A 24977-nucleotide genomic window follows, 5' to 3' on the forward strand; every position below is an offset into this window, starting at 1 on the left:
TGTCATTTGCCCGGCCTCCTAGATTGAATCAGGTTGACCGTCCATAAAATGATAAACGAAAGCGTCAGCAGTAATACAGAAACGGCTGCGGCTCCTTGCGGATTGTCACTTTCAATTTCCCCGAAAATATAAACGGCTGCTATAAGCGTCTTGCCCGGGATATTACCTGCTACAAGAACAACCGCACCAAACTCTGCCAGCGCTCTGGAAAAGGCCAGCATCGCACCACTGAGCACGCCTGGGAGCATCGAAGGATAGATAACACTAAAGAACGTACGCAGCTTGGTCGCACCCATCGTATAGGCTGCTTCCTCTTCCGATTTGTCGATCTCTTCGAGCAAAGGCTGTACAGCCCGGATCACGAACGGGAAGGTAACGAACACCATCGCAATGACGATAGCAGGCTGGTGGAAGACGATTTCAAAACCAAGTTTTGAAGCCAAATCACCAACAAGGCTGCCCGGACCAAGTAATAACAAAATCATAAGTCCAGTTACTGCTGTCGGAAGTGCAAACGGCAAATCAACCAAACTATTTAAGATCCGTCTCCCTGGAAAACGGTAACGGATAAGTACCCAGCCAATCATAGACCCCAGCAGCACGTTAATGACGGTTGCAATAAGTGCCAGCTTGATAGTCAGCAGGACTGCCTTCCATGCCAGAGGATCCGATATACTCTCCCAGAACGGTACGAAACCGCTTGAGACTGACTGCGAATAAATTCCGATAATGGGAAGTACAATTAAGATAACAAAGTAGAGCATAATCGCGCTTCGGAATCCGAAGCTCCACCACTTACTGCGAAACATGACATTCATGCTGCCTTTGACCTCCAAACCATCGGCTCGAGCCGCAGGTGTTTGCTGAAATAAATAATAGTAAATATAGAATTCCTATTAGATCACTTGGTATTCTTAATTTAGCAGACAACAACTGGTCTAGTCAATCCCATTTTTACAATTTCTGCTCCGTTTGGCTGTCCAATTTTGCTATTTTCGAAGCAAAAGCCGCACATTGTCTTGGGCCCAAGACAACATGCGGCTTTTTCATTATTCGCCTTCAATATAATAAAGCTCTTCACCTTCCGTGATTACCGCTTGCCCTTGTGTCAAATCAGTCATCCATGCAATAAAGGCATCGGCTTCGGATACGACAGGCAGACACTTTACGATAACACGGTCCATAAATTCGGTTCCGCCTAGCCGCGTGCCCCGGCCATGGAGCTCATTCTCCAATTTACCGTACCACGTGTAGTCCACGTCAACGAATACTTCACGGTGCAATACTTTAACGATCTCTCCAGCTGCTTCAATTCCAGCCACAGCACCGTCCGTATAAGCACGGACAAGCCCGCCTGCTCCAAGCATAATACCGCCAAAATAACGAGTTACGACGACCGCAACATTTTTTAACCCCTTATGCTTGATGACCTCAAGGATTGGCTTGCCAGCCGTTCCGCTTGGTTCACCATCATCGGAAGCTTTCTGATGCTGGTCGCGTTCCCCTACAATATAAGCCGAGCAGTTATGCGTCGCACTGCGGTGAAGCCGTTTAATCTCATCAATGAAGGCAACAGCTTCTTCTTCCGTCTCTACCGGCTTCGCATATCCGATAAATCGAGATTTCTTAATGACGATCTCTTCACTGTTATACTCTCTTACCGTTGAATAACGTTCCAGCATTACAAACGAGCTTCGAGCTCAGCCTTTTCTTTCTCATAGCCCGGTTTACCTAGCAGAGCAAACATGTTCGTTTTGTACGCTTCAACACCTGGTTGGTCGAATGGATTAACGCCAAGCAGGTAACCGCTGATGCCACATGCTTTCTCGAAGAAGTACACCATGTAACCAAATGTATATGGTGTCATGTCCGCAATGTTCACGATAAAGTTAGGTACTTGACCGTCGGTATGAGCAAGAAGAGTACCTTGGAATGCTTTTTTGTTCACGAAGTCCATTGTTTTACCTGTCAAGAAGTTAAGTCCATCAAGGTCAGCAGCGTCAGTACCAATTGTGATATGCTCCGATACTTCATTTACTTGGATAACCGTCTCGAAGATGTTACGGTTACCCTCTTGAATGAATTGGCCCATCGAGTGCAGGTCTGTCGAGAAATCAACGGATGCCGGATAGATGCCTTTGTAGTCTTTGCCTTCGCTTTCGCCGAAGAGCTGTTTCCACCACTCGGATACAAAGTGCAGGTTTGGCTCGTAGTTTACGAGAATTTCTGTTACTTTGCCTTTGCGGTACAGCGCGTTACGTGCTGCTGCATATTGATAAGCCTCGTTCTCAGCGAGGTTCGGATTGCTGTATTCTTTCGATGCGTCTGCTGCACCTTGCATCATCGCGTCGATGTCGATGCCAGCAACGGCGATTGGCAGAAGGCCTACCGCTGTCAGAATGGAGTAACGACCGCCTACATCATCAGGAATGATGAACGACTCATAACCTTCTTCAGTCGCCAGCTTTTTGAGAGCGCCTTTAGCTGTGTCAGTTGTTGCATAGATCCGTTTGCGAGCTTCTTCTTTACCATATTTGCGCTCCAGTGCTTCACGGAAAATACGGAAGGCAATCGCAGGCTCAGTTGTTGTGCCGGATTTGGAGATGACGTTGATCGACCATTCGCGGCCTTCGATCAATTGAAGCAGGTGAGTCACATAAGTGGAGCTGATGTTGTTGCCTGCGAACAAAACTTGAGGAGTCTTGCGTTGTTCTTTCGTTTGCAGATTGTAGAAGGAGTTCGACAGCATCTCGATCGCTGCACGTGCGCCGAGGTAAGAACCACCGATGCCGATAACGATCAGCACTTCGGAATCGGAGTTGATTTTCTCAGCAGCTTGCTTGATACGTGCGAATTCTTCTTTGTCATAATTAGTTGGCAGATCGATCCAGCCAAGGTAGTCGGATCCTGCGCCAGTACCGTTATGTAATTGTTCGTGGGCGACACGAACTTGTTCTGTTTGGTGATCAATTTCATGTTGTCCTATAAAGCCAAGTGCTTTCGTGTAATCAAATTTTACTGTTTTACTCATAAAAAAAAGGCCTCCCTGATCATGTTTTTCAGTTACCTGCTTGTCTTAGCCTTTAGAATATAGGATTTAGATTTGAAAAACAAGCGACTAAACAATGAAAAAGGTATGAAGATTATCTATAATGATTAGTAAAAGTATTTATAGCTGATGAAAAAACCATCATACTATAGATGCATAGGAGGGAAAATAAAATGAAAAAAATTGGATTTATCGGCCTTGGTGTTATGGGCTATGGAATGGCTGCGAACCTGCTTCGCAAAGGATTTGAAGTTACCGTCTACAACCGGACATCCGGAAAAGCCGGCGAGTTGATTACACTTGGTGCAAAAGAAGCAGTAACCCCAGCGGACGCTGTTCGTGGATCGGATATCGTTATTACCATGATTAGTAATGATGCAGCTATCCGTGAAGTTTACTTTGGCGAAAATGGCATCTTCGGTGCAGTTGTTTCGGGTACTACCCTGATCGACAGCAGTACCATCTCTCCATCCTTGGCTCTAGAGCTGACAGAAACAGCCGAATCAAAAGGTGCTGTATTCCTCGATGCTCCGGTAACAGGCAGCAAACCTGCAGCAGAAGGCGGAACCCTTACGTTTATGGTCGGCGGTACTGACGCTGCGCTCAAAGACGTAGAGGACGTTCTTCTTGCCATGGGACGCAAAGTGATACATATGGGGGCTAACGGCAGTGGTGCTACCGCCAAGCTCGCCCATAACACGATTGTTGGTATTAATATGGCTGCACTTGCCGAAGGTATGGCCATTGCAGCAAAAGGCGGTATTAACGGCAGCGCGTTCTTCGAGCTCGTACAATCAGGTGGTGCAGCCAGCCGGACGGCTGAGCTGAAAGGCGAGAAAATACTCACAAACGATTATGACGTCCAGTTCTCGTTAGCGCTTATGCTGAAGGACCTTCGCTTATCATCCGTATTATCGGATAATCTGAAGGTACCAACTCCAATGCTTGAAGCTGCAAAAAGCTTGTTCCAAGTCGGCGATTCCATGGGTCTTGGCGAGCTCGACATGAGCAGCGTCACGCAAGCCTACGAGCAGTGGATCGGCCGTAAAATCGGTGATAACAAGTAAACAAGTTTTTTAGACAAGAAAAAGTGGCCATGCGGTATAAATCTGCATGGCCACTTTCAGTTTAGATTTCTTACTGGTTTTGAAAATAACAGGTTAATTGCAAATAGTGCAATTCGAATGATTCTGGAGAAGCGTAGCGTATGCTTACGAAGCAGCTTTCTGGCAGAAAGCTTTCAAGCGTTCGCTTTTGTGAGGGGATTCCTACCTTATTTCATTGATTCAAAGGAATCCCCGAGCACAGTTTGCAGTTTAACCCAAATTAAAAAAGGGCCGCCCCATCGTCATATTTATGACGAATGGGACGGCCCTTTTTTCAATACATGCTATTCGTAGATGTAAGAGCAGCAGTAGTCGGCTACTGTCGCTACTTGAAGCTTGAATTTCGTGTTAGCTGGAACGGTGAATTCACCTTTACCTTGGATATGCAGCCATTCTGTTTCCCCAGGAAGCTGCACTTTCAGGTCACCAGCCAAAATTTCCATAATTTCAATGCAATCCGTGCCGAACTCATAGTCGCCAGGAAGCATAATGCCAAGCGTTTTTTTCGTGCCGTCTGCGAACAGGACAGCGCGGCTCGTTACTTTACCGTCAAAGTAAACATTAGCTTCTTTGACAACTGTTACATTTTCAAATTGCGACATTATGGTTAGCTCCTCTACGCCAATTACTTATTGGATTACAGTACGGACTTAACTTTGCTTACTACGTTCTCAACAGTGAAGCCGTATTCTTTGATTACGCGGTCGCCAGGAGCGGATGCGCCGAAACGATCAATTGCGATAATCGCGCCTTGGTCGCCAACATAACGTTCCCAACCAAATGGATGAGCCATCTCTACCGCTACGCGAGCTTTAACTTCTGGCAGAATAACGGAATCTCTGTAAGCTTTGTCCTGTTTCTCGAACAGATCCCAGCTTGGCATGCTGATTACACGAACTTGAATGCCCTCTTCAGCAAGTGCTTTTTGAGCAGCAACAGCAAGTTGAACCTCGGAACCTGTAGCGATGATTTGAGCTTGTGGAGCGCCGTTTGCTGCATCAGATACAACATAAGCACCACGTTTGATATTATCACGGGAACCTGTTACAGTGCCTTCCAGGATCGGCAGGTTTTGACGAGTCAGAACAAGCGCTACTGGATTGCTTTGGTTTTCAACCGCGTAAGCCCAAGCTGCAGAAGTTTCGTTCGCATCAGCAGGACGAATAACTGTCAGATCAGGAATGATGCGGATCGAAGCCAGTTGTTCGATAGGTTCATGTGTAGGACCGTCTTCGCCAACAGCGATCGAGTCATGCGTCAGAACGTAAGTTACTGGTTGCTTCATGATAGCAGCAAGGCGAATAGCTGGACGCAGGTAGTCTGTGAATACGAAGAACGTACCACCGAATACTTTCATACCGCCATGCAGACTCATGCCGTTCATTGCTGCAGCCATACCGAACTCACGAACACCATAGTAGATGTTGCGGCCGTCGTAGCTGCCTGGTTTGAATTGTGCAAGACCTTTAAGGTGAGTCATTGTCGAGCTCTCCAGGTCAGCGGAACCGCCAGCTAAGTTAAGCACGTTTTTCACAAGGCCATTCAGGGCATTACCTGATGCTACGCGAGTCGATACTGCGTTGTCAGCCGTTGTGTATTTAGGAAGGTCAGCGTCCCAGCCCTCAGGCAGTTGGCCGGAAGTAGCAAGCTCGAATTGAGTTGCGAGTTCTGGGTTAGCTGCTTTGTAAGCTGCGAACATTTCGTTCCATTTTGCGTTAGCTTGCTCGCCGTTTTGTTTCACTTCTGCGAAGTGAGCGCGAACTTCGTCTGGTACATGGAATTGATGCTCTTCCGACCAGCCGTAGAATTGTTTTGTCAATTTAGTCTCATCAGCACCCAGCGGGGAACCGTGAGGACCAGCATGTCCACCTTTGCCGCCTTTGTTCGGGCTGCCGTAACCGATAACGGTTTTGACTTCGATCAAAGTTGGTTTACCAGCTTCAGCTTGTGCTTCAGCAATGGCTTTCGACAATGCGTTCAGATCGTTGCCGTCTTCTACGCGAAGAACTTGCCAGCCGTAACCTTCGAAACGTTTTTGAACGCTTTCGGAGTAGGACAGGTCAAGTGCGCCGTCAAGGGAGATATCATTCGAATCATATAGAACAACCAATTTGCCAAGCTTCAAGTGACCTGCGAAGGAAGCTGCCTCATGGGAAATACCTTCCATCAAGTCGCCGTCGCCGCAAATGGAGTATGTGAAGTGATCAACTACGTTAAAGCCTTCTTTGTTGTAAGTCGCTGCCAGATGAGCTTCTGCCATCGCCATACCTACTGCCATTGCAACACCTTGTCCAAGTGGACCAGTTGTAGCGTCAACGCCAGCAGTGTGGCCGAACTCTGGGTGACCTGGTGTCAGGGAGCCCCATTGACGGAAGTTTTGCAGCTCTTCCAGTGGAAGATCATAACCGCTCAGGTGAAGCAAGCTGTAAAGCAGCATCGAACCATGTCCTGCGGACAGAACAAAACGGTCACGGTTAATCCAAGTCGGGTTCGACGGATTGTGGTTCATGTTTTTTGCGAACAATTGGTAACCCATTGGAGCTGCGCCCATAGGCATACCTGGATGTCCGGATTTAGCTTTCTCGATGGAGTCGATTGCAAGTGTGCGGATCGTGTCGATCGAAAGCTGTTCAATCGATTTTTGTGTAACTGTCATTACATACTTCCTCCTAATTCCTGTGTGAAATTGCTCGTTCTCTCTCTATATTTCATGATATAGCGCGAGTTGTAGCGCAATGGCTTTGAATATTGTACCATTCCGAAAACACGTTTGCCATCTTTAAAATATAGAATTTCTAGAGCATTTATTGGATTAATTGAAGACGACGGTCTTGTTTTGATGCACAATGACTCGGTCTTCGGTATGCCATTTCACGGCACGTGCGAGTACAACGCGCTCGATTGTACGACCAATACGCTTCAATTCCTCTACGTTGTCACGGTGGCTGACGCGCTGAACGTCCTGCTCGATAATCGGGCCGCCATCAAGTTCCTCCGTTACATAATGTGCCGTTGCGCCGATGATTTTAACACCACGGTTATACGCTTGCGCATACGGCTTGCCGCCAACAAAGGCCGGAAGGAAGGAATGATGGATATTGATAATGCGGTTCGGGAATTGCTCGATAAATTTCGGCGAGATGATCTGCATATATCGGGCAAGCACGATGAGGTCAGCTTTGTCAGCGACCACTTCCATCTGCTTGCGCTCTGCTTCCGCCTTCGAATCAGCCGTTACCGGAATATGATGATATGGAATTCCAAATGACTCGACCATATCCTTCATATCCGAATGGTTGCTGACAACCATCGAGATGTCCGCGTCCAGATCGCCTGCTTTCCACTGCCACAGAAGCTCCATTAAGCAATGGTCTTCCTTCGACACGAAGATCGCAAGACGCTTCTTGCGGCTCGCACGGAACGTATGCCACTTCATATCGAAGCGATCTGCCACACGGGCAAAATCTTCGACAAGAATAGGCAATTCCTTGTCCATATCGTTCAAATCAAATTCAAAACGGATGAAAAACATTCCGCCTTCCGGATCCATTGTATATTGGTCCGATTGTACGATATTAGCCCCATGCTCGTATAAAAAATGGGAAACCGCCGCCACGATACCCGGTCGATCCGGGCACGAGATCAGCATGCGCGCGCGTCCGCTGCGCGACTCAGTAGTTGTTGAAGACATAAACGTTAAAACTTCCTTCCTTTTGCAATGGTTATCTTAAAGCATAATTACACATTCTTAAGCAATTGCTTGCCTGCGAACCATGCTGTAATCCGTTGGTTGATCTGCTCTTCCGTCAAATCACCAGGAAGCGCATCAGTATCCGAGAGTAAATCGAACAAGCGCTCCATCGGCTCGCGTGGATCTGCTTTTTTCGCCTTAGCATCGTTCTTCAGCACATCCCAAGTCGACAGAACAAATGTACGAGGGTCGATTTCCTGCTTGCCATAGAAATGATGCAGACGTTCTACATGGTCGAAGAAGGATTCGCCGAAACGATCCATCGCATCACCGCGAAGCAATGCAATCTCCGCTTCATACATCGGGAATTGCTTCTTATCATCCTTACCGATCCATGGTGTCTCCAGAATAAACGGTCTGCCTGCAAGTCCCTCATGATGAACGATCGAACGGATCGCCTCATGTCCAAGCCAACCTGCACCTACAGGAGCGTGACGGTCTTTACCTGCTCCGACAGGGTTCTTGCTGTCATTGACATGGACTACCGCTACTCGATCTAGACCGACGACTTGGTCAAACTTCTGAAGGACGCCGTCCAGATCATTGATGAGGTCATAACCCGCATCATGCATATGGCAAGTGTCCATACATACGGTCAAACGCTCATTATTTTGCACTTTATCAATAATTTGCGCAATCTCTTCAAAGCTGCGGCCGATTTCTGTTCCTTTGCCAGCCATCGTTTCGAGCGCGATGTTAACATTGGTGTCTTTTGTACCTTCCAAAACTTCATTAAGACCTTCGGCAATACGAGCAATGCCGAATTCCGCGTCCTTATCCGTATAAGCACCAGGATGAAGCACGATATTTCTTACTCCGATGTAATCGGTACGGCGGATTTCCTCCTGGAGGAAACGGACAGCCAGCTCGAACGTATCGTCCTTGTAGGAGCCCAGATTAATGATATATGGCGCATGCACCACAATCTCATTAATGCCAGCCGTCTCCATCATCGCTTTGCCTTCTTCAATATATAAAGATTCAATTGGCTTTCTCCGGGTATTCTGCGGTGCACCGGTATAAATCATGAAAGAGCTTGAACCATAGGACATAGCTTCTTTGGCCGCAGTAAGCAGCCCCTTGTCCGAAAATGATACATGGGAACCGATTTTCAACATCTTTTAAAACGCCCCTTTCGGTTGATCAACCCTTATTTTACAAGGAATGTCGAAATAAATCTAGGAATACGGTATAATTCTTCCTGAGGTGAAGGTACAGTATGAAATCAGCTCCCGATTGGTTTATGTTTTTCATTGTTTTCTGGGCAGTAGTGATGATCGGCGCGATGTCCATCGGCGGTTTCTTTATGTTCCGTAAGTTCCTGAAGGTGCTGCCGCAGCGAGACGGCAAGTCGAAGCTTGATTGGCAAAATTATTGGGTCGAACGGAGCCGCAGCATGTGGACGGATGACTCGAAGCATTTTCTGGACGAGTTAGTTTCCCCGGTTCCAACTGCTTTCCGCGATATTGCTAAGCATTCCATAGCGGCAAAGATTGGACAAGTCGCCATAGATAATGGCGCAACCGAGGTGACACGGAACCACTGCATTGAAGGATACATACGCGCAACGCCAAAGCGTGATTATCGAAGCCTTGTCTCCTTCCTGGAACGTAAAGGTATAGATTACGACCCGTTTCGGCATTTGCTCAATAAATAAAGTTAGTTCGATAGGTTGCTGCGCGAGCAGCAGCCTATTGTTATACTTGTACAAATAGTGTGTACAAGTATATTGGAACCTTAAACCGTTCTATTTCGTTAATATAAGCATTAGCATACGAAGCAAGAATTGCTTCACAGTTGTTTGAGCTAATGCTTACGAAGCAGAATTGCTTCACAATTCTAAGCTAATGCTTACGAAGCAGAATTGCTTCACAATTCTTTAGGAGGTGCCCTATGACAACTACGAAAACAAAAAAGAAGAGCAGCTTAATCGCTGCTAGCGCCGTACTACTCGCCGTTATGATGACCGCATCTGCATGCGGCTCGGACAAAGCCAGCACAAACAATTCGGAGCAAGGCTCGTCCGTTGAACAACCAGCAAATGCTGCACCTGAAGCAACTGATAACCAAGCAGCAGAAAATAATAACAGTATAGAGAATAACAACAGCGGCGTAGTCGATCCTGAAACTGCATCACCGGATCCGGCAACAAGCACAGTACCTGAAGAAAGTGCAGTCAAGACAAATGAAGGTGTCTTTGTTGGACAAGCTGATACAACCTCGGTTGAGATCGATCTGCCGGAAGGACCAATGGTTCTGCAATTTACAGAAGACATGACTGATACTCTTAATAGCATCGCTCCTGATACTAAGGTTCAATTCGAATACACCGAGAAAGTCATTGGAAGCGGCGATCAGCAAGTAACACAATACTTCCTGAAGAAAGTGGAAGCCAAATCCTAAATTGAAGGCGGATGAATGATGCGTGTTGCAGTAACGGGAGGCACCGGCTTTGTTGGCCGGAGGCTGGTAGAAGCATTACTTGAACGCGGCGACGAAGTATGGATTGTATCGAGAGCTAGTACGACCGATTCCTCACAAGCAAATACCAAGCTTCATTATGTGACATGGAATGAACTTGCCACATCGCCTGACAGATTAGAAGGCATGGACACCATCGTGAACCTGGCAGGCGAAAGCATAAACCAGCGGTGGACTTCAGCAGCCAAACAGAGAGTACTGCAATCCCGGATAGATGCCACAGCACGTATCGCAGCGCTAATTCGAAGACTTAACCAGAAGCCGGAGGCCATTATTAATGCCTCCGGCATTTCTGCATACGGAAGCTCATATACAGCAACATTCGACGAGACCAGTCCCATCAATGTAACTGACTTTCTATCGGGCGTCGTGGAACAATGGGAAAAGGCCGCCGATACCATTCCGGTGAAACGACTTGTAAAACTTCGTGTAGGAGTTGTACTGAATAAAGAAGGCGGAGCTTACCCACTAATGACTTTGCCTCATCGCTTGTTTGCTGGAGGGAAGCTTGGCAACGGTTCGCAGTGGCTGTCCTGGATCCATTTGGAGGATATGATCAGGCTGCTTCTTTTTTGCATCGATAACCATGAGATTCAAGGTCCGGTTAACGGTTCTGCTCCTGAACCCGTGACCAATGATACCTTTGGAAGAGCGCTGGGCCTAGCTATTGGCAGACCACATTGGCTGCCCGCACCCGCTTTTATAATGAAAGCTGTGCTAGGAGAAATGTCCTCCCTGCTCCTTGACGGCCAGCGTGCTATTCCACGCAAAGCATTAGAGCATGGTTTTACATTCAAATATCCCAATATTGAAAGTGCTATGAAGGAATTAACAAACAAAAGCTGAAGACGAGAGTTAAACTCTCATCTTCAGCTCATATTTGGGCCCGCTGCTGCCAGCAAGCTGAATAACATCTCCTAATGCCAAGGGATATGACTTATAAGGAATCATCGTTTGTCCGTTCAGCGTACTGCCGTTCCGGGATCCCAAATCTTTTGCCCGAAATGCCCCCGCTTCCCTCTCCAGCTCCAGATGAAGCCGTGAAATCCCATGCGCTTCTTCCTCATAGCTGACCTGCTCGCCTAATCGGCCGATTGTAAACCGTTCTTCCCTCCAATTTATCCATGCACCGCCGCCTGCCCATTCCCGGTATAATGAGGGTTCTAATCCCTGTTCACCTTCCCGCTCCATCAGCAGCACTGTTGCTTCAGCAGCATTCTGTTTGCTCCGGAGGTCGGCAGTATTTCCTACGTAGGCGTATGATCCAGCTTCTAAATCATCAATTGGCTTAGCTGGAGTTTTGAACTCGGTCTTGTTCAAAAGATGCTCTTCCTCTTCATAACGCGGCCACATCCCAAGCGGCTGTGATTCTGGAATAAACTCTTCCAACTCCTCGTCCTTTGTCAATAACCCTGCTGGCAGCCTCCGCATCCATACCATATATAAAGCAGCAATCCCCATAAAGCTCAAGCCCAAACAAATATATAAGCTGCTTTTTGAATGAGAAGGCATGTAAATATATTTCCATACACAAGCGACAGCTATCGCAACGACAGCAGCTGAAATCCATAGCTTCTTTTTCGCTACATCGGAATCAAACTCCTCTTCCACTTCTACCAGCTGGATAGGCCGATTGTCAGCTGCGCGAAGCTTTACTTGCGGTATTAGCGCTTCAGGTTGAAGACGTAAAGGATCGATAGCTTCAGACTGCCTTGCAGCCGGGACAAAAGAAGGTACAATGGGCTGGACTGGACGAGGCCCAGATTGAATAAAAGCATCCCCGATCAGTCCGAGTAAAATAGACCGAAGCTCGCTTAACGGCCATTTGCTTCCGTTAAGAGGCTGAAGCACTCGCTGCAAACCAACTCCGTCAATTTCTTGAATGTAAGCCGTCCAGCGAACGACCAGCGAAAGCAAGTCACCTGCACCAGGAACTCCGTCAAGCTGCCCTTCCTTCAAAGGCACATAAGCAACAGCTATATCATTTAATTGCTCGCCTACAAATAAATATTGGTCATCCAGCAGGCAGCCCTCAGGCCGCAGCATATGATGCTTACATTCTTCAAACGCTTCTACAATGCCAAGCAATAAGGTATAAAACTGCTCCATAGTCAGATGCTGAACCTGCAGCCGATGAAGCAGCATTTTTCTGCCCGCCAATCCATACCGGAACGTAACACGCCCATCAATCTCCAGCCATTCGATCGGCAAAAGATGAGGAATTTTGCTGGACTGCAGCATCTGTAACTCAAGCCCATCCAGCTCTTCTCTACGAATCCCGTTCTTCCGGTCAATAATCATCTCATGTCCACGATTTACCGAAAAATCAATCATAAAAGGCTGTCTCATACTTCTCCCCCTTTCAATCAGATCGTTATCATCCACATCGTTATTGCACCAGGTGCTACCGCCAGCATAAATGGAAAGGTCCTGCCGGATTTGGCCCAAGTAAACCAAGACGAAGCCCCCAAACGGCTGCCTAGCAAGGACGTCAGCATGGAGAGGCCTGCTGTCATTCGTCTTGCAAATGGTCTATTAAATACAAGTAGAAGCAGCCCTATTAAACCCGCATACAAAATGGCATACATCATTAATTGAAGTACAGCCATTGTTCCAATCCACGCACCGATAGCAGCGAATAACTTCACATCTCCGGCACCTATTCCTTTTGCCAAATGTAGAACAAGTAATGGAATAAACCCTGCAGCCGCACCACCAATAGAAAGGAGCAGGCCATGCCATCCATCTGATAACAAAGCAAATAAGCAGCCTCCTGCTAAAAATGAAACGGTAAGGAGATTAGGTATAGTCATTGATTTCAGATCCGTATAAAAGGCTGCTAATAATAGAATCGCAACTGCTGCAAAAGGTATAGTCATGACGCGTCATCCTCCTTCTTGACGACATTAAAATGCATGGAAACGATTTGGCCCGATGCCGAGGTTGCTGTTAACTCCCAGGTGCCTGGTGTTGTATTGCCGGAAACGAGCCAGGTCCATTGTACATATCCATTGGCATCAGCCGTGGCGCTTCCAAGATGCTTCGCTTCACTTGTGCCGCTCTTGTACTTCACTTCAAGTGAAGCAGAAGCACCAGGTGAGGTTAATGCGATTACCGTTGCTCTATTGCCGGGGCGTAAAGGAACTGGCTGAATAGAAACAATCTGAATCGGTATAATGTCGGCTGAAACTGTTTGCTCTTTTGCTGGTAAGGAATCGTTTACCCATACACGCTCGGAAGCCTGCTCCCGTAATACGATTTTTTTATTTATAAAAGGCAAGGACAAAGGGAAAGTATATTCTGCTTCAATCGTCAAATACGGTTTATCCTTCTCTTTCAAATCAGGAAGCGATAACCGTGACAGCTTCAAACGCTCTTTCTCCAAGACTGCTTCATCAGCAAACTGAAGGAGCAGCGGTTCAACGGCCGTACGTCCTATCCCAGTTGCTGCCGCATCTTCTACCGGCTGCCAGTTGCCTTCTAGAACTGCTGACGCTAATACATCTGCCGGAGCTGGCAGCCACTCCGCAGCCTCGGCCGCAATCGTTCCGCCCCAGTCCGGCAGCGGCAAGCTGATTGACCCCAAATTCGGGATCGACGAGGAAGCTTTCTTGAATGCAAGATCGGCCGGACGTATATGAGTCGCAATTTGCCTGACAGTCTGCGAAGCGGTTGATTGAAGTGCCATCTGTACAGCACAGAGACGGATCAACACAATAAATAGGAGCAGGATAATAAGTAATAGAGGCATAACAAGAGCCGCCTCAAGCACGATACTGCCATCTTCCCTCTTCCTCGCCTGGCTCAGTCTCCTAATAAGACCATCCGATCGTTTGCGTCGTTTCATACTTTCCGTCGACAACCTTTCCCTGCAGAGATCCAAAGTGCTGAATCATGTCCATTACGCCAGGTAAAAACCACAGCTTTGCGGAAGCTTGTACCTCACCTGTAATGGCTGTGGGCACTTGGGATAAAGTCACTCCATCATTATGCTCAATGACCGCAATCATCCTGGCAAGCGAAGATGGACGGTCCGATCCGCCATGTACCAGCATAAACAACCGCAAATAATCGGTATACGCAACATCCACATTTATATATTTGGATAAGGGTGCTGCCCCGCGTTCTGTAAAAGCGACCATATCTTCCATCGTTTTCTCTAGTCCGTACACAATAGAGCAGGATAATATTAGTAATGGATGTGCGGATGCCTTGCAGGCTGACAAGCCCTCCATCGTTCTTATCGCCATCCGAACGCCAATCAATTCCCCATAAGCAGCAGCCAAATTAGCTGTTGTACTATGAAACCCGTAAATGACATATTCCGCTTCTTGATTGTTAAACGCGACAGCATGAGCAAGCTCTGCCTGATCACCGTTCATTAAGAGTGCTCGAAGATTTTGTGGAGCAAATGAAGCATAGTGCTGGAGCACATACTCCGACATATACACCGAATCTCTCGTTTGCTCGAGCATATCTGCGATACCTCCGAACAATCCGCCGATTAAAGAGGATGCATTCTCTGCTTCCTCATGTGCATCCCCGGCTACCTCAAGACCTGCTGCTTCGGCATCGTCTGCCTTCTGATTGAATAAGAGATTATCTTTGTACCTTTTCTCGATCTCTTGAATAACCTTAAGATGCTCTTCCGTTTGAGGAACTGAAGTCATGCCATGCAGCAGATTTCTTGCCTTCGACCATAATTGACCGGCTTTTGCCTCTTGAGCCTGCCGTTCCTTCTTAACTTCTTTGTCCGTCAGCTTCTGCTCACGCTCATCTATTCTAGAGCCTGTGCGCAAATAAGCCCCCTCGTATTGTTCATAAGCGATGCGCAGATTTACTGCGCCTTCTTTTATTTGCTCATTGTTCAAACTTGGGGTTGCTATACCCGCTGCCAAATTAGATATGAAACCTTCCGCTTCCATCTGCAAGGATGCAAAGACAGATGCCTGATCCGAAATTTCCTGACTATAATCGGTAAACCAGCTGTCAGGCAATACAAGCTCATCTGCAGTATTCTGAATCTCCTTAATATCGTTTGCCGGATCAGCCCCTACTACCTCAGCATCCTCACCTGCGAGTTTTTTTCCTGTAACACGGTCATATCCATTAATGGAAGGAGCATTAGCAGCTTCCTGCTTAATCCGCTGCATCTCTTCGTTAAACTGTTTGGCTGATTGAAGTGCTCGAACCGCTTCTCCCTGCAGCTTATCATGCTGTTTCTTTGCCAAAGCCAACTCGCGGGCCATTTCGTCCATCCAGGCTCTTGCCTTTTGTTCATAATCTGCGATTTGTTCCGAATACCTTACTTTCTTCCCTTGTTCCGCCAGTTGTCTGTCCGTTAGCACCCAGCTTGCATACTGTGCATAATCGCTAGCTAATCTAGCGGCATGCTGAGTACCTGTTGCTAGCGCCAATGCTTTCGTTGGAATAAGTCCAGCAACATTAGTTACTGTCTCCGCCGCATCCCGCTGCAGTTGCAGGACGGTGGTCAGCTTCTCCTCCCGCTTGTCGTACAGCTTCCTCAGTTCTTCAAGCATATTGATGGTAACAGTGGCTTCCTTCATTGTTCCGGAGAGCGGAGCAAACTTTGATGCCAGCTCCAATGTAAAATCAATGGGGGCTTTGTATTTGCTCTCTTCCAGCACTTGATGGACAAAAACCTCATGTTTGCCAAGTACCTCTGCAGAATCTGTATGAGCCGACTCAAGCTCCGCCTGTACGAGCTTGAATGAATCCTCTCCTTGGATAGAGGCCGCATCCGCATCCCTTCCGAAGTTGGCCTGCACCGTTTGTTCGAATATCTCATCACCATCAGTTCCGCCTCGACCGAATAACCCGTAGCGTTCATATAACCTCTCATCATAAGCAGAAAGAACAGACCGGACGCCAGACCGTGCAGCATCCTCGGTCAGTTTATGAAGGACAGCGATTCGTGCATAATCAATCAGCACCGCCGAGAACAACAGCAGACCTGACAATACAACCGCCGAAAAAATCGTTATAGAGCCTTGTGTGGCATCACTTTTAACTTTGTTCACGAAGTTCCCGCTTTCTCGCCACCGCTGTATGCCTGAAGCGCTTTGCCAGCTTTTTGCTTCGACGTTCCATTATTGAATTTGGCTGTGTAATATCGGACCAGATCCACATCCCTGATAAATTGAACGGGGTCTACTATACTAGCCGATGCAACCGTCTTTGGCTCCGACAGACCAAGCGTACGTTCAAGCGGTACAAGCGACATCGGCTGCATCAGCTTAACAGCTACTTTCCGATTCCATATGCTATTTGAATAACCAACAGCCCCTTGAAAGGGCAGCCCAGCCTCACCTGTCAGCCAGACAGATGCTTTATTCAGTTTTGCTCCAGACAGCTTTAGTGAACTCACATCCTGCAGCAGAGGCAGTTCCAGAGAAAGATCGGTCTCACCAGTACTCATACCAAAGAGTGAACCCAGCATATAATCCTCGCCAATACGCCAGTACAAGCTGTCATATTCATGGGTGACAAGCATGCCGTTACGGGCATTCCGATGGCTGTTATCCCAGCTGAATGAAGCTCGTTCTGCTGTTTCCGAGGCCGAATAGTAGAGAACAACTTTTTGGTAGATATACATACTGAAGAGCAGGAATAACAGGATAAGAAAAAAGATGATCGGAAATACCAACGTTGACTCCAACGTAAAGCTGCCTTCTGAATTCTGAAGCCAGCGGAGCCATCTGCGTACGCGATTACGAGAAAATTTTATCCGCTTCATCATCGGCTTTGCCCATTAATTTCTCAATCAGCTCGATAATCCAGTCTTTGAACAGCAGTGCAATAATAATAACCACTGCAATAATCAGTATCACTTCAAGCGTGCCTAGACCACTTTCTGAGCGCCAGAATGAACGAGCTGCTTTCCCTAATTTTTTCAACATAATAAACATCCCCTCTAATCATTCAAGTATTGGATTACGACATTATCAGCATGGCTGGCGCCGCAACAAAAACCATTAAAACCAGCAATATTCCAACAAGCGGAAATACGAGTTTGGATGAAGCCTCTTCCCCTCGGGAACGGGCAACGGCTTTGCGTTTCTCCCATAAGGTGTAGGAGATCTCCCGCAATGCAAGTACAAATTGATCGCCGCCTCTGCGGTAATTAAGCAATAGAACTGTTGTAAAAATAGATACCTCTTGCACAGCACAACCCCGGTTAAAACGTTCAATCGCAGTACTGAAGGATTCACCGTTGCGCAAAGCAACTGCGACTTTACTCCATTCCTTATATAGTGGATGAGTCGTTGTCTCCTTGCCTTCGAGGCAGCGGACAAAAGCCTGCAGTACCGGCTCTCCTGCACCAACAAGCAGCATCAGCTTGCTTAATGTCTCCGGCAGTTCAGCAACGATGGCTTGCTTTCTGCGTTCAACGATTCGGCCTGCCTCCATAAAGGGACGGAGTGGCAAAAGCAAACCAAGCAGTATTCCCATTCCGAAGAGGAGTGGTTCCTTAACCAGTAAAGCAAGCAAAGAGCATCCCATTAAGACCGCATATCCAAAGCCAACCGTCTCCGCTATCTGCTGCTTCGTTTGTGTCAACTGCCAGTCTGTCCCCTTGAGCAAAATCTGTTTCGAATGATAGCTGCTAATCGGGAGCTGAAGTTGTTCGTAAAACTTGCTCCTATCCAGCAATCGGGCGAAAGGGATGGCGATCAGAAGCTCCTTCCACGCCGGCTTATTTCTCTTCCACAGACTCGACAGCGCTGTCTTCCCGATAAGCAGAAGCCATAGTACAGCAAGCAGCAGTACAATAAAAGCCATCTCCCGCCTCCTATACCCGAATTTGCATAATCCTATGGATCAGCCAAAAGCATAATACTAGAACCCCAAGGCCGAGTGTAAGGAGTACATACCCGGCTCCTCCATACAATGGCTTCATATAGTCGGGAGCAAACGCATTAAGAAAACCAAGAAAAGCAAAGGGAACGGCCATCATAATGCGGGCTTCAAACCGCTTTTGCGCAAGCAGAACAGCAATCTCCTGTTTGACTTCCAGCTTCTCACCAATTGCCTGCGAAGTACGCTTCATTACTTCGACCAAATCGCCGCCCGATCGTTTGCATACTGCAAATACATCTGCAAATTGGGTTATATCGTCCAAATTGGCCCGTATTGCCAAGCTGCGCAGCGCCTGCTCCAATGGTTCGGCATTATCCAGTCGATGCTTGATGATTTGAAACTCTACAATCAGCTCCGTATGAGGATCTGGATACAGCAGCTTTAGATCATCTATCGTTGCTAGAAACGCATTTTCGACCGACCTGCCTGCTGCCAGCGACGAAGCAAGAGAATAAAGCGCCTCTTTAAATTGCAGCTGCAGCCGCTCCTTCCTGCGGATCAGAAGGGATGACCTGTACAGTCTTGGTGCAATAATGCCGCTAAACGCAAGCAAACTGGATATAACAAATGAGTGATAGATAAGATAAATTGCTGTAAAAACAGCAGCATACCCTATAGCAGCTGATCCGATAAACTGCCCAATCGATAATTGGTAATAATCATAACTCTGAAGCTTCACCGGCTTAATTTGTGGTGATTTCCCCCAAGATGATCTCTCCCATCCGCACCATTCCAGCCATAAACGCAAACGATCGGATGGAGATGGTTTGCCCGCCGTCCTGGCTAAAGGCATACGGCATCCTCCCAACCACGCTCCATAGATAATCCGGCCATCGTAAGCTTCTCTGTATGCTGAAGCTTATTTGCTGTCCGCTTAAGCGATCCGATGACCTTTCCCTCTTCCTCACCTGCTTCTTCAAATTGGAAAAGAGGCCGGGTAGCAATCTCCCCTTCTTCAAGCCCAACGACTTCACAAATTTCCGTGACGCGGCGAGAACGGTCTCTGAATCTAGAGAGATGAATGACAATGTCAAGAGCGGAAGCGATCTGTTTTCGTATAGCTTGCACCGGCATATCCGCTGCGCTCATTACCATCGTCTCGAGACGTGACATCATATCCCTCGGGCCGTTGCTATGCCCGGTGGACATACTTCCTGCATGTCCCGTATTCATAGCCGCCAGCATATCGAGTGCTTCACCGCCGCGCACTTCCCCGACGATTATCCGGTTTGGCCTCATCCGCAGCGAGGCTCGAATCAAGTCGCGAATGGGAATCTCGCCTTTGCCTTCGGTATTCGCATTGCGTGTCTCCAGCGATACAAGGTTAGGAACACTTCGAATTTGCAGCTCCGCGGAATCTTCAATCGTAACCAGCCGTTCATCGCTTGGAATGTACTGGGAGAGGGCATTAAGAAAGGTTGTTTTCCCCGTTCCAGTTCCTCCGCTAATAAAAATGTTATACTGCGCTTTCGTTAGCAGCTGAAGGAACGCAGCAGCCTCCTGCGTTAACGCCCCGTTCTGTACGAGCTCGTTCATAGATAACGGCCGCTCTGGGAATTTGCGGATAGTCATAGCAGGCCCCCGCAGCGCGATTGGCGGAAGTACGATATGAACACGGGATCCGTCCTTTAGCCGCGCATCTACGATAGGAGAAGATTCATTAACGACCCGGTTCACACTCGCTACAATCGATTGGATCAAATCTTCAAGGCGCTCTCTGCTCTCGAAGGCTACAGGTAACAAACTGAGCTTGCCGCTGCGTTCAATAAAGATCTCTGCATGGTGATTGATCATGACCTCCGTTACAGTGGGATCATCCATAAGAGGCTGTAAAATATCGAGTCCACGAAAAGAATGAAACAGCCTTCGTACGAGTGATGCCAGTTCAGATGCAGTAAGCGGATGACTGCTGCTCCAAGCGAATACCGTCTGTTCTACGATTGCGGTTAACTGCTCATCAGATACGGCCCCACTGTAATCCAGCCTTTCCTTGATTCGATTCTTGAGCTCCAGTACGGATTCATCGGTCAGCAATCAACGCACCTCCTTCCTCCCTTACAAGCTCCTTAAACAACCGTTCAACAGCAGCCTTATATAGAGGCGAAGCCAAGACAGAAGTGGAAGAACTTAGCCGTATGTCCGGCAATGCTGCAGCTGCAGGCTTGAATAAATGTAACGCGTGAGACTGACCGTCACTTCGATTAATAACTGGAAGAATACGCCGCTCAATCGTACGAAATCGATCTCCCCACCGCTGCATAGCATACTGATACACCAACTGGCTTTTTCGCTGAACAGCCAAATCTTCTGTGATGAGCCATAAGATCTGATGACTAAGCTCCAAAACAGCCAGATGCAGCTCATCTTGTCCATCATCCAGGTCAATGACGATGTGATCATATTGGCCTGTAGAGACTATTGCCTGAATAATCGCAGCAGCATCAGCGGCTTGAAGCGTCATACGATCCTCTGGATTCGTACAAGGCAGGATATAATCACCTTTGAACGAAGCATGCCGCTTACTATGTCTGGTCAGCCACTCTCCAACTTTGTCCGGATGGGATTGCAGCGTATAGAGCAGTTGGGATAATCCTTCCTCACCTGCTGCTATTCCAGCTTCTTCAAGCCAAGCACCGGCAGCACTCCAACGCTCCAGATTCAAATAGAAAACACGATGGCCATTACTTGCCGCCGTATGAACCAGCTGTCTTGCTAGCGTTGTCTTCCCTATGCCACCGGAGGCTGAATAGACGGTAGTGATATTTACCTCTTGTTCTTTTACAGCAAGATGAGGGGCAGTTGCCATAAAAGCAGCTATTCCCTGCAGCAGCCCGGGCAGCGCTTGAAATTGTAGCAGCTCATGATAATCAGGACACTGACCTATTGCTGTTACCAGTGCTGCAACCGGTACACCTTCTGGCAATACATCAGCATCAGCAGCCGCTTTCAGCATCTCGGGCTGCGCAGCAATCCCATGAATCGGGAAACCCGACTTTAAAAATTGAACAAAGGCTTCTACATGCGTGAAAGCCGTTAGCTGCCATTGCTCACTGAACGGACTATCCCGCACATAATCAGCTAGTCTCTTTACATAATCCTGCTCTTTGACTGCTATCGCTAATTGCTGCCTCACCTGACTGCTCCTACCTTTCTATTTCCGACAAAAACACAAAAAAGCACCGTAAAAGACGCAGTTTCCTGCGATCTTCTACGGTGCTTCCGTAAAATTGCCGATTCAATTTGTAATGTACAAATCTTACCATTCCATCCAAACGTCCGTCAACCATCATCTGTAAAAAAAAAGATAAACTTTTTCAAGAAAAGTGATACAATTTGTATCAACTTATGTTATAATAGGAAACGTAACGTATCTCATACATATCGAGGTACATGAACCAAAAGGGGGAGGTGAAAGTATGAAAAAAGTATGGGAAGCTCCTGCATTGGAAGTACTCGATGTGAAAATGACTTTCACAGATGTTGAAGTTGAATCCTTCAACCATAAACCTGGCAGCAAAAAATGGTAATTTCTTATTGAAATAGACAAATGAGCCCGTCATCTCCTTAGGAGAGACGGGCTCATTTGTTATTAGTCTAAAATAAAAAAAAGATGCCCATCACCATTGCTTACTGGTAATGAGCAGCTTTAATTCTATTGATTGTCATCATACGTTATTGAATGAGTTCCTTTGTTTCAGCCTGATAATTCAGCAGCTTCTTAAAGGTTCCGCGAGTCTCCATCGAGAGCTGTAAATAACCGCCCTGCTGAACGACCTCCCCGTTTTCCAGTACAATAACCTGATCCGCATAGCGAATCGTAGATAGACGATGGGCGATGACAACAATGGTCATGGAACCTCGCAGCCTATCTATCGCCTCTTTAATAAGCACCTCATTCTCGCTGTCAAGAGCGCTTGTAGCTTCATCCAGAATAAGAATAGAAGGCTTCCTCAGGATCGCTCTCGCCAGTACAATTCTCTGCCTTTCCCCGCCTGATAGCCTTACCCCGCGATCGCCAATGACCGTATCGAGTCCTTGCGGGAGCTTACGAACAAATTCATCTGAAGCAGAAAATCGGAGTGCCTCCCACATTTGCTCCTCAGTTGCATTCTCTACGACCAATTGCAAATTTTCACGCAGACTGCCATGAAATAAGAAAGGATCCTGCGATACATAGCCGATTGTATTCCGGTAATGGAATCGTTGTTCCTCATTCAGAACCTTCCCATCAATCAGTACACTTCCCACATCTGGTTGAATAAGCCCCATCAGCAGTTCAACAAGCGTACTTTTCCCGGCACCAGACTTTCCAACAATAGCCGTCATCTGATTCGCTGGAATTTTAATATGGATATCCTTTAAGGCGAGATGAGTGCTTTCTTTATCATACTGATATGACACATGACTGCACGAAATATGATCTTCCACCGAGAAGGAAGCATCCGGCTTAATATCCTGCAGCAAGAGCGACTCGCTTGCATTCTGGCTCTCTCTCTGCAAATTCATGAGCACCTTCATGGCAGGCAATTGAGACATGATTCGTTCAAGACTCGACTGTATCGTAATAAAATGCGGCCACAGCCGTGTAAAAATCAATACAATTAAAATAAGCTGCTCCGCAGCCACATGAAGTAAAGTAATGGAAACATAAGCAAATACAGCAATTAAAACAACGGAAGAGGCGCGGTATAGAAATTGGGAATTGGCATAAACCCGGTATGCCTTCACATAATTACTTTCAATTTTGCTGCACAGATTAATAAATTTTCTGATATGCGAACGTTCAAGCAAATTACTCTTAATGTCTTTGATACCGTTGAAATGATCACTCAAATCGGCAAAATAGTTTTTAAACAGCTGTGAAGTTTCTTTGCCAAGCTTAGCTGATTTTCTTACAAATTTGCGTGAAACAAGAGAAAGCAGCAAACCACTAATAATAATGATGGAGGTAAGTTCTGTAGAAAGCCACAGTGCAAAGCCGATTTGGATAAAGGTAAAGGCAGCCGCTGAAATTAACGTCAACAGCAGATTAATACCGTTGCTTACCCGATTCAATTCCGTAGAGAGAACCTGATTATAGTCTGAATTTCTTCGGTTCAAAAAAAATTCCCATTTGGCATTAAGCAGTGACTCATGGGTCTCTACTCTTAGCTGCCTGATATAACGTTGTTCAATCTTAGTTGCCAATAAGAATTGATTGCGCTGCAGTAAGGCTTGGCCGCCAACAAGAATAACATATACTGATAAGACAACAGGCAAATTCATGGGAAAATCCCACTGCTCCAGTTTATCCATTGCAGAATTTATGAACGGGATTGCCCCCATATCCATATCAAATACACCAATTATACTAAGGAGCGGAATAATCAGAAAAATCCCGATCCCTTCCAATGCGCTTACGAACAACATCATCAGAAAATGCAGATAGAGTCGGTTGCCGGAAGAGGCATATAATTTTCGAAGCAGCAGGAGAATGTCCTTCAAGATGAGCAGCCTCCCTTATATGGTTTGCCGTTTCACTTGCCGCCAGAACCATAAGAAAGGGCGGAGAGGGAAATAGAGAAAATGCAGAAATTTGGGAAGAGGTAATACCATCATATCCTTGCTACTCGGATACAGCTTGTTTGTCACATATAGTAGCTTTTGCTTGGGGGTCATTGTTGAGAGGAGATACCGGTTGTAAGCTACCGCAATTTCTTTCTTCGCAGGCTTAGGATACAAGATAACTTCTTCACGAATGAACAAGGTCACGGTTTGTGCAAGACGGTGGGCTTTTTGATTTTGGGTCATGGCGTATGCCTCTTCTGGGAGCAGACTGCCTAACAAATTGCTTGCCAATATAATAGCTTTTCCTCCCAGAACCGTGCTTTTGCTTTCTTCAAAAAGCTGTCGTACTCGGTTCCAATTCAGAAATCTGCTCAACATACGGTCGATATCCAAAAGCCACCTCAGACTAGTCCAGGCATGCCTCGTGCCGTGCAAGATCAGATAAACAAACATATCTTCGTTGCCAAGTGTATAAATAAACTTGCTCAGCGTGCTTTTCTGTCTTCTGCTCCAAAGATCATCAAAAGAAGGTTCTATAACTGTATCCGGATTCAGGCTCCAATGCAGCTCAATCTCAACATTTTTCGTGGGATGAACATAGGAGATATGATGGGTCTTCCGTTCGGTATTCTTAAACACCTCACTATCATCCTCATATTGCTCGCCTCGAATATAACCTGCTTCAAGTAATACTGATACGGAATTATCCCATTCCTTCTTCGACACTAGAATATCCAAATCACCCGAAGTTCGTCCCGAAATATCTCCGTACAGCATATCAGCCAGTACCGGTCCTTTAAGAGTCAGTGAACGAACACCCTTATCAGCAAGCAGCTTATTCACCCGCTCCAGTTCGCCCCGCAAATGAAGCATTTCCATTGTATTTCTAACATACAACGTCTTGAGCCTATTCATAATGAGTTCCGGGGTCCATGACTGCTCCTCATTAAGCTTCACCAGCAATGGATACAAAACAGGAAATGTCTCATGATATACAGCAAAACTAAGGAAAGAATTCCAATCCAGATCACGGGAATGCCGGATCATCTCATCCGCGTCCAATGGAAGATCAGAGCGCAGAAGCTTCAGCATAAATTTCATTTCATTCGAGAATGTACTTATATCCAGCGCAATAGGGCGGTTCATCTCCAACTCTCCCCTT

The 24977-nt window shown here is 46.8% G+C and carries 24 protein-coding genes; 5 read left to right on the forward strand and 19 right to left on the reverse strand.

Going from position 1 to position 24977, the window contains the following annotated elements:
* Positions 1–2: 2 nt before the first annotated feature.
* The 3 genes from cysT to AC0YNT_RS23735 all read right to left on the reverse strand — a co-directional run bounded on the left by cysT (position 3) and on the right by AC0YNT_RS23735 (position 3031).
* Positions 3–818 carry a sulfate ABC transporter permease subunit CysT gene (cysT, locus tag AC0YNT_RS23725; RefSeq protein WP_167282038.1) on the reverse strand — a complete coding sequence of 272 codons (816 nt, stop codon included), beginning with the start codon at positions 816–818 and terminating at the stop codon, positions 3–5.
* 231 nt (positions 819–1049) lie between these two features.
* Positions 1050–1682 (reverse strand): YigZ family protein, encoded by a 633-nt coding sequence (locus tag AC0YNT_RS23730; protein WP_167282036.1) that lies wholly within the window; start codon positions 1680–1682, stop codon positions 1050–1052.
* Entirely contained in the window at positions 1682–3031 is a 1350-nt protein-coding gene (locus tag AC0YNT_RS23735) for a glucose-6-phosphate isomerase (protein ID WP_475806822.1), read from the reverse strand. Before AC0YNT_RS23735 ends, AC0YNT_RS23730 begins: the two co-directional genes overlap by 1 nt.
* Before the next feature lie 191 nt (positions 3032–3222).
* On the opposite strand from AC0YNT_RS23735, the gene AC0YNT_RS23740 reads away from it, so the two are divergent.
* The gene (locus AC0YNT_RS23740; RefSeq protein WP_475806823.1) at positions 3223–4116 is read left to right on the forward strand and encodes an NAD(P)-dependent oxidoreductase; all 894 of its coding nucleotides are present in this window, start codon (positions 3223–3225) and stop codon (positions 4114–4116) included.
* Positions 4117–4439: 323 nt separating this feature from the next.
* Here AC0YNT_RS23740 and ppnP read toward each other — a convergent pair whose 3' ends face one another.
* The 4 genes from ppnP to AC0YNT_RS23760 all read right to left on the reverse strand — a co-directional run bounded on the left by ppnP (position 4440) and on the right by AC0YNT_RS23760 (position 9024).
* Positions 4440–4757 carry a pyrimidine/purine nucleoside phosphorylase gene (ppnP, locus tag AC0YNT_RS23745; protein ID WP_167282030.1) on the reverse strand — a complete coding sequence of 106 codons (318 nt, stop codon included), beginning with the start codon at positions 4755–4757 and terminating at the stop codon, positions 4440–4442.
* Between the two features lie 35 nt (positions 4758–4792).
* Entirely contained in the window at positions 4793–6811 is a 2019-nt protein-coding gene (gene tkt / locus AC0YNT_RS23750) for a transketolase (RefSeq protein WP_475806824.1), read from the reverse strand.
* Between the two features lie 156 nt (positions 6812–6967).
* On the reverse strand, positions 6968–7846 hold the full coding sequence (gene purU, locus AC0YNT_RS23755; protein WP_475806825.1) for a formyltetrahydrofolate deformylase: 879 nt from the start codon (positions 7844–7846) through the stop codon (positions 6968–6970).
* A 47-nt stretch (positions 7847–7893) separates the two neighbouring features.
* On the reverse strand, positions 7894–9024 hold the full coding sequence (locus AC0YNT_RS23760) for a deoxyribonuclease IV (RefSeq protein WP_475806826.1): 1131 nt from the start codon (positions 9022–9024) through the stop codon (positions 7894–7896).
* Between the two features lie 101 nt (positions 9025–9125).
* Here AC0YNT_RS23760 and AC0YNT_RS23765 point away from each other — a divergent pair, with 101 nt between their 5' ends.
* From AC0YNT_RS23765 to AC0YNT_RS23775, 3 genes are all read left to right on the forward strand, one after another.
* Entirely contained in the window at positions 9126–9563 is a 438-nt protein-coding gene (locus tag AC0YNT_RS23765; protein ID WP_167282022.1) for a DUF2621 domain-containing protein, read from the forward strand.
* Between the two features lie 236 nt (positions 9564–9799).
* Positions 9800–10309 carry a hypothetical protein gene (locus tag AC0YNT_RS23770; RefSeq protein WP_475806827.1) on the forward strand — a complete coding sequence of 170 codons (510 nt, stop codon included), beginning with the start codon at positions 9800–9802 and terminating at the stop codon, positions 10307–10309.
* An 18-nt stretch (positions 10310–10327) separates the two neighbouring features.
* On the forward strand, positions 10328–11233 hold the full coding sequence (locus tag AC0YNT_RS23775; RefSeq protein WP_475806973.1) for a TIGR01777 family oxidoreductase: 906 nt from the start codon (positions 10328–10330) through the stop codon (positions 11231–11233).
* Between the two features lie 9 nt (positions 11234–11242).
* Here AC0YNT_RS23775 and AC0YNT_RS23780 read toward each other — a convergent pair whose 3' ends face one another.
* The 10 genes from AC0YNT_RS23780 to AC0YNT_RS23825 are packed head-to-tail and all read right to left on the reverse strand — an operon-like array spanning position 11243 to position 21401.
* A complete protein-coding gene (locus tag AC0YNT_RS23780) occupies positions 11243–12736 on the reverse strand; it encodes a DUF6382 domain-containing protein (protein WP_475806828.1) in 1494 nt (497 codons plus the stop codon).
* A 17-nt stretch (positions 12737–12753) separates the two neighbouring features.
* Positions 12754–13266 (reverse strand): A24 family peptidase, encoded by a 513-nt coding sequence (locus AC0YNT_RS23785; RefSeq protein ID WP_475806829.1) that lies wholly within the window; start codon positions 13264–13266, stop codon positions 12754–12756.
* The gene (locus AC0YNT_RS23790) at positions 13263–14234 is read right to left on the reverse strand and encodes a TadE/TadG family type IV pilus assembly protein (RefSeq protein WP_475806830.1); all 972 of its coding nucleotides are present in this window, start codon (positions 14232–14234) and stop codon (positions 13263–13265) included. The genes AC0YNT_RS23785 and AC0YNT_RS23790 overlap by 4 nt, the downstream gene beginning before the upstream one ends.
* Positions 14200–16428, reverse strand: a complete 2229-nt coding sequence (locus tag AC0YNT_RS23795) for a coiled-coil domain-containing protein (protein ID WP_475806831.1) — start codon at positions 16426–16428, stop codon at positions 14200–14202. Before AC0YNT_RS23795 ends, AC0YNT_RS23790 begins: the two co-directional genes overlap by 35 nt.
* Positions 16425–17066 carry a hypothetical protein gene (locus tag AC0YNT_RS23800; RefSeq protein ID WP_475806832.1) on the reverse strand — a complete coding sequence of 214 codons (642 nt, stop codon included), beginning with the start codon at positions 17064–17066 and terminating at the stop codon, positions 16425–16427. The genes AC0YNT_RS23795 and AC0YNT_RS23800 overlap by 4 nt, the downstream gene beginning before the upstream one ends.
* Positions 17067–17118: 52 nt before the next feature.
* Positions 17119–17307 carry a Flp1 family type IVb pilin gene (locus AC0YNT_RS23805; protein ID WP_475806833.1) on the reverse strand — a complete coding sequence of 63 codons (189 nt, stop codon included), beginning with the start codon at positions 17305–17307 and terminating at the stop codon, positions 17119–17121.
* Between the two features lie 34 nt (positions 17308–17341).
* Positions 17342–18190 (reverse strand): type II secretion system F family protein, encoded by an 849-nt coding sequence (locus AC0YNT_RS23810; protein ID WP_475806834.1) that lies wholly within the window; start codon positions 18188–18190, stop codon positions 17342–17344.
* Between the two features lie 10 nt (positions 18191–18200).
* Positions 18201–19061, reverse strand: coding sequence for a type II secretion system F family protein (locus AC0YNT_RS23815; protein WP_475806835.1), 861 nt, complete (start codon positions 19059–19061; stop codon positions 18201–18203).
* A complete protein-coding gene (locus AC0YNT_RS23820) occupies positions 19052–20299 on the reverse strand; it encodes a CpaF family protein (RefSeq protein ID WP_475806974.1) in 1248 nt (415 codons plus the stop codon). The genes AC0YNT_RS23815 and AC0YNT_RS23820 overlap by 10 nt, the downstream gene beginning before the upstream one ends.
* The gene (locus AC0YNT_RS23825; RefSeq protein ID WP_475806836.1) at positions 20289–21401 is read right to left on the reverse strand and encodes a P-loop NTPase family protein; all 1113 of its coding nucleotides are present in this window, start codon (positions 21399–21401) and stop codon (positions 20289–20291) included. The genes AC0YNT_RS23820 and AC0YNT_RS23825 overlap by 11 nt, the downstream gene beginning before the upstream one ends.
* A 283-nt stretch (positions 21402–21684) precedes the next feature.
* Between AC0YNT_RS23825 and AC0YNT_RS23830 the strand changes: the two genes are divergently transcribed.
* The gene (locus AC0YNT_RS23830; RefSeq protein ID WP_475806837.1) at positions 21685–21795 is read left to right on the forward strand and encodes a paeninodin family lasso peptide; all 111 of its coding nucleotides are present in this window, start codon (positions 21685–21687) and stop codon (positions 21793–21795) included.
* 145 nt (positions 21796–21940) lie between these two features.
* Here AC0YNT_RS23830 and AC0YNT_RS23835 read toward each other — a convergent pair whose 3' ends face one another.
* On the reverse strand, positions 21941–23752 hold the full coding sequence (locus AC0YNT_RS23835) for an ABC transporter ATP-binding protein (protein WP_475806838.1): 1812 nt from the start codon (positions 23750–23752) through the stop codon (positions 21941–21943).
* Positions 23753–23767: 15 nt separating this feature from the next.
* Positions 23768–24961 (reverse strand): nucleotidyltransferase domain-containing protein, encoded by a 1194-nt coding sequence (locus tag AC0YNT_RS23840; protein WP_475806839.1) that lies wholly within the window; start codon positions 24959–24961, stop codon positions 23768–23770.
* Between the last annotated feature and the right edge of the window lie 16 nt (positions 24962–24977).

The sequence above is a fragment of the Paenibacillus sp. J22R56 genome, from assembly GCF_056269375.1.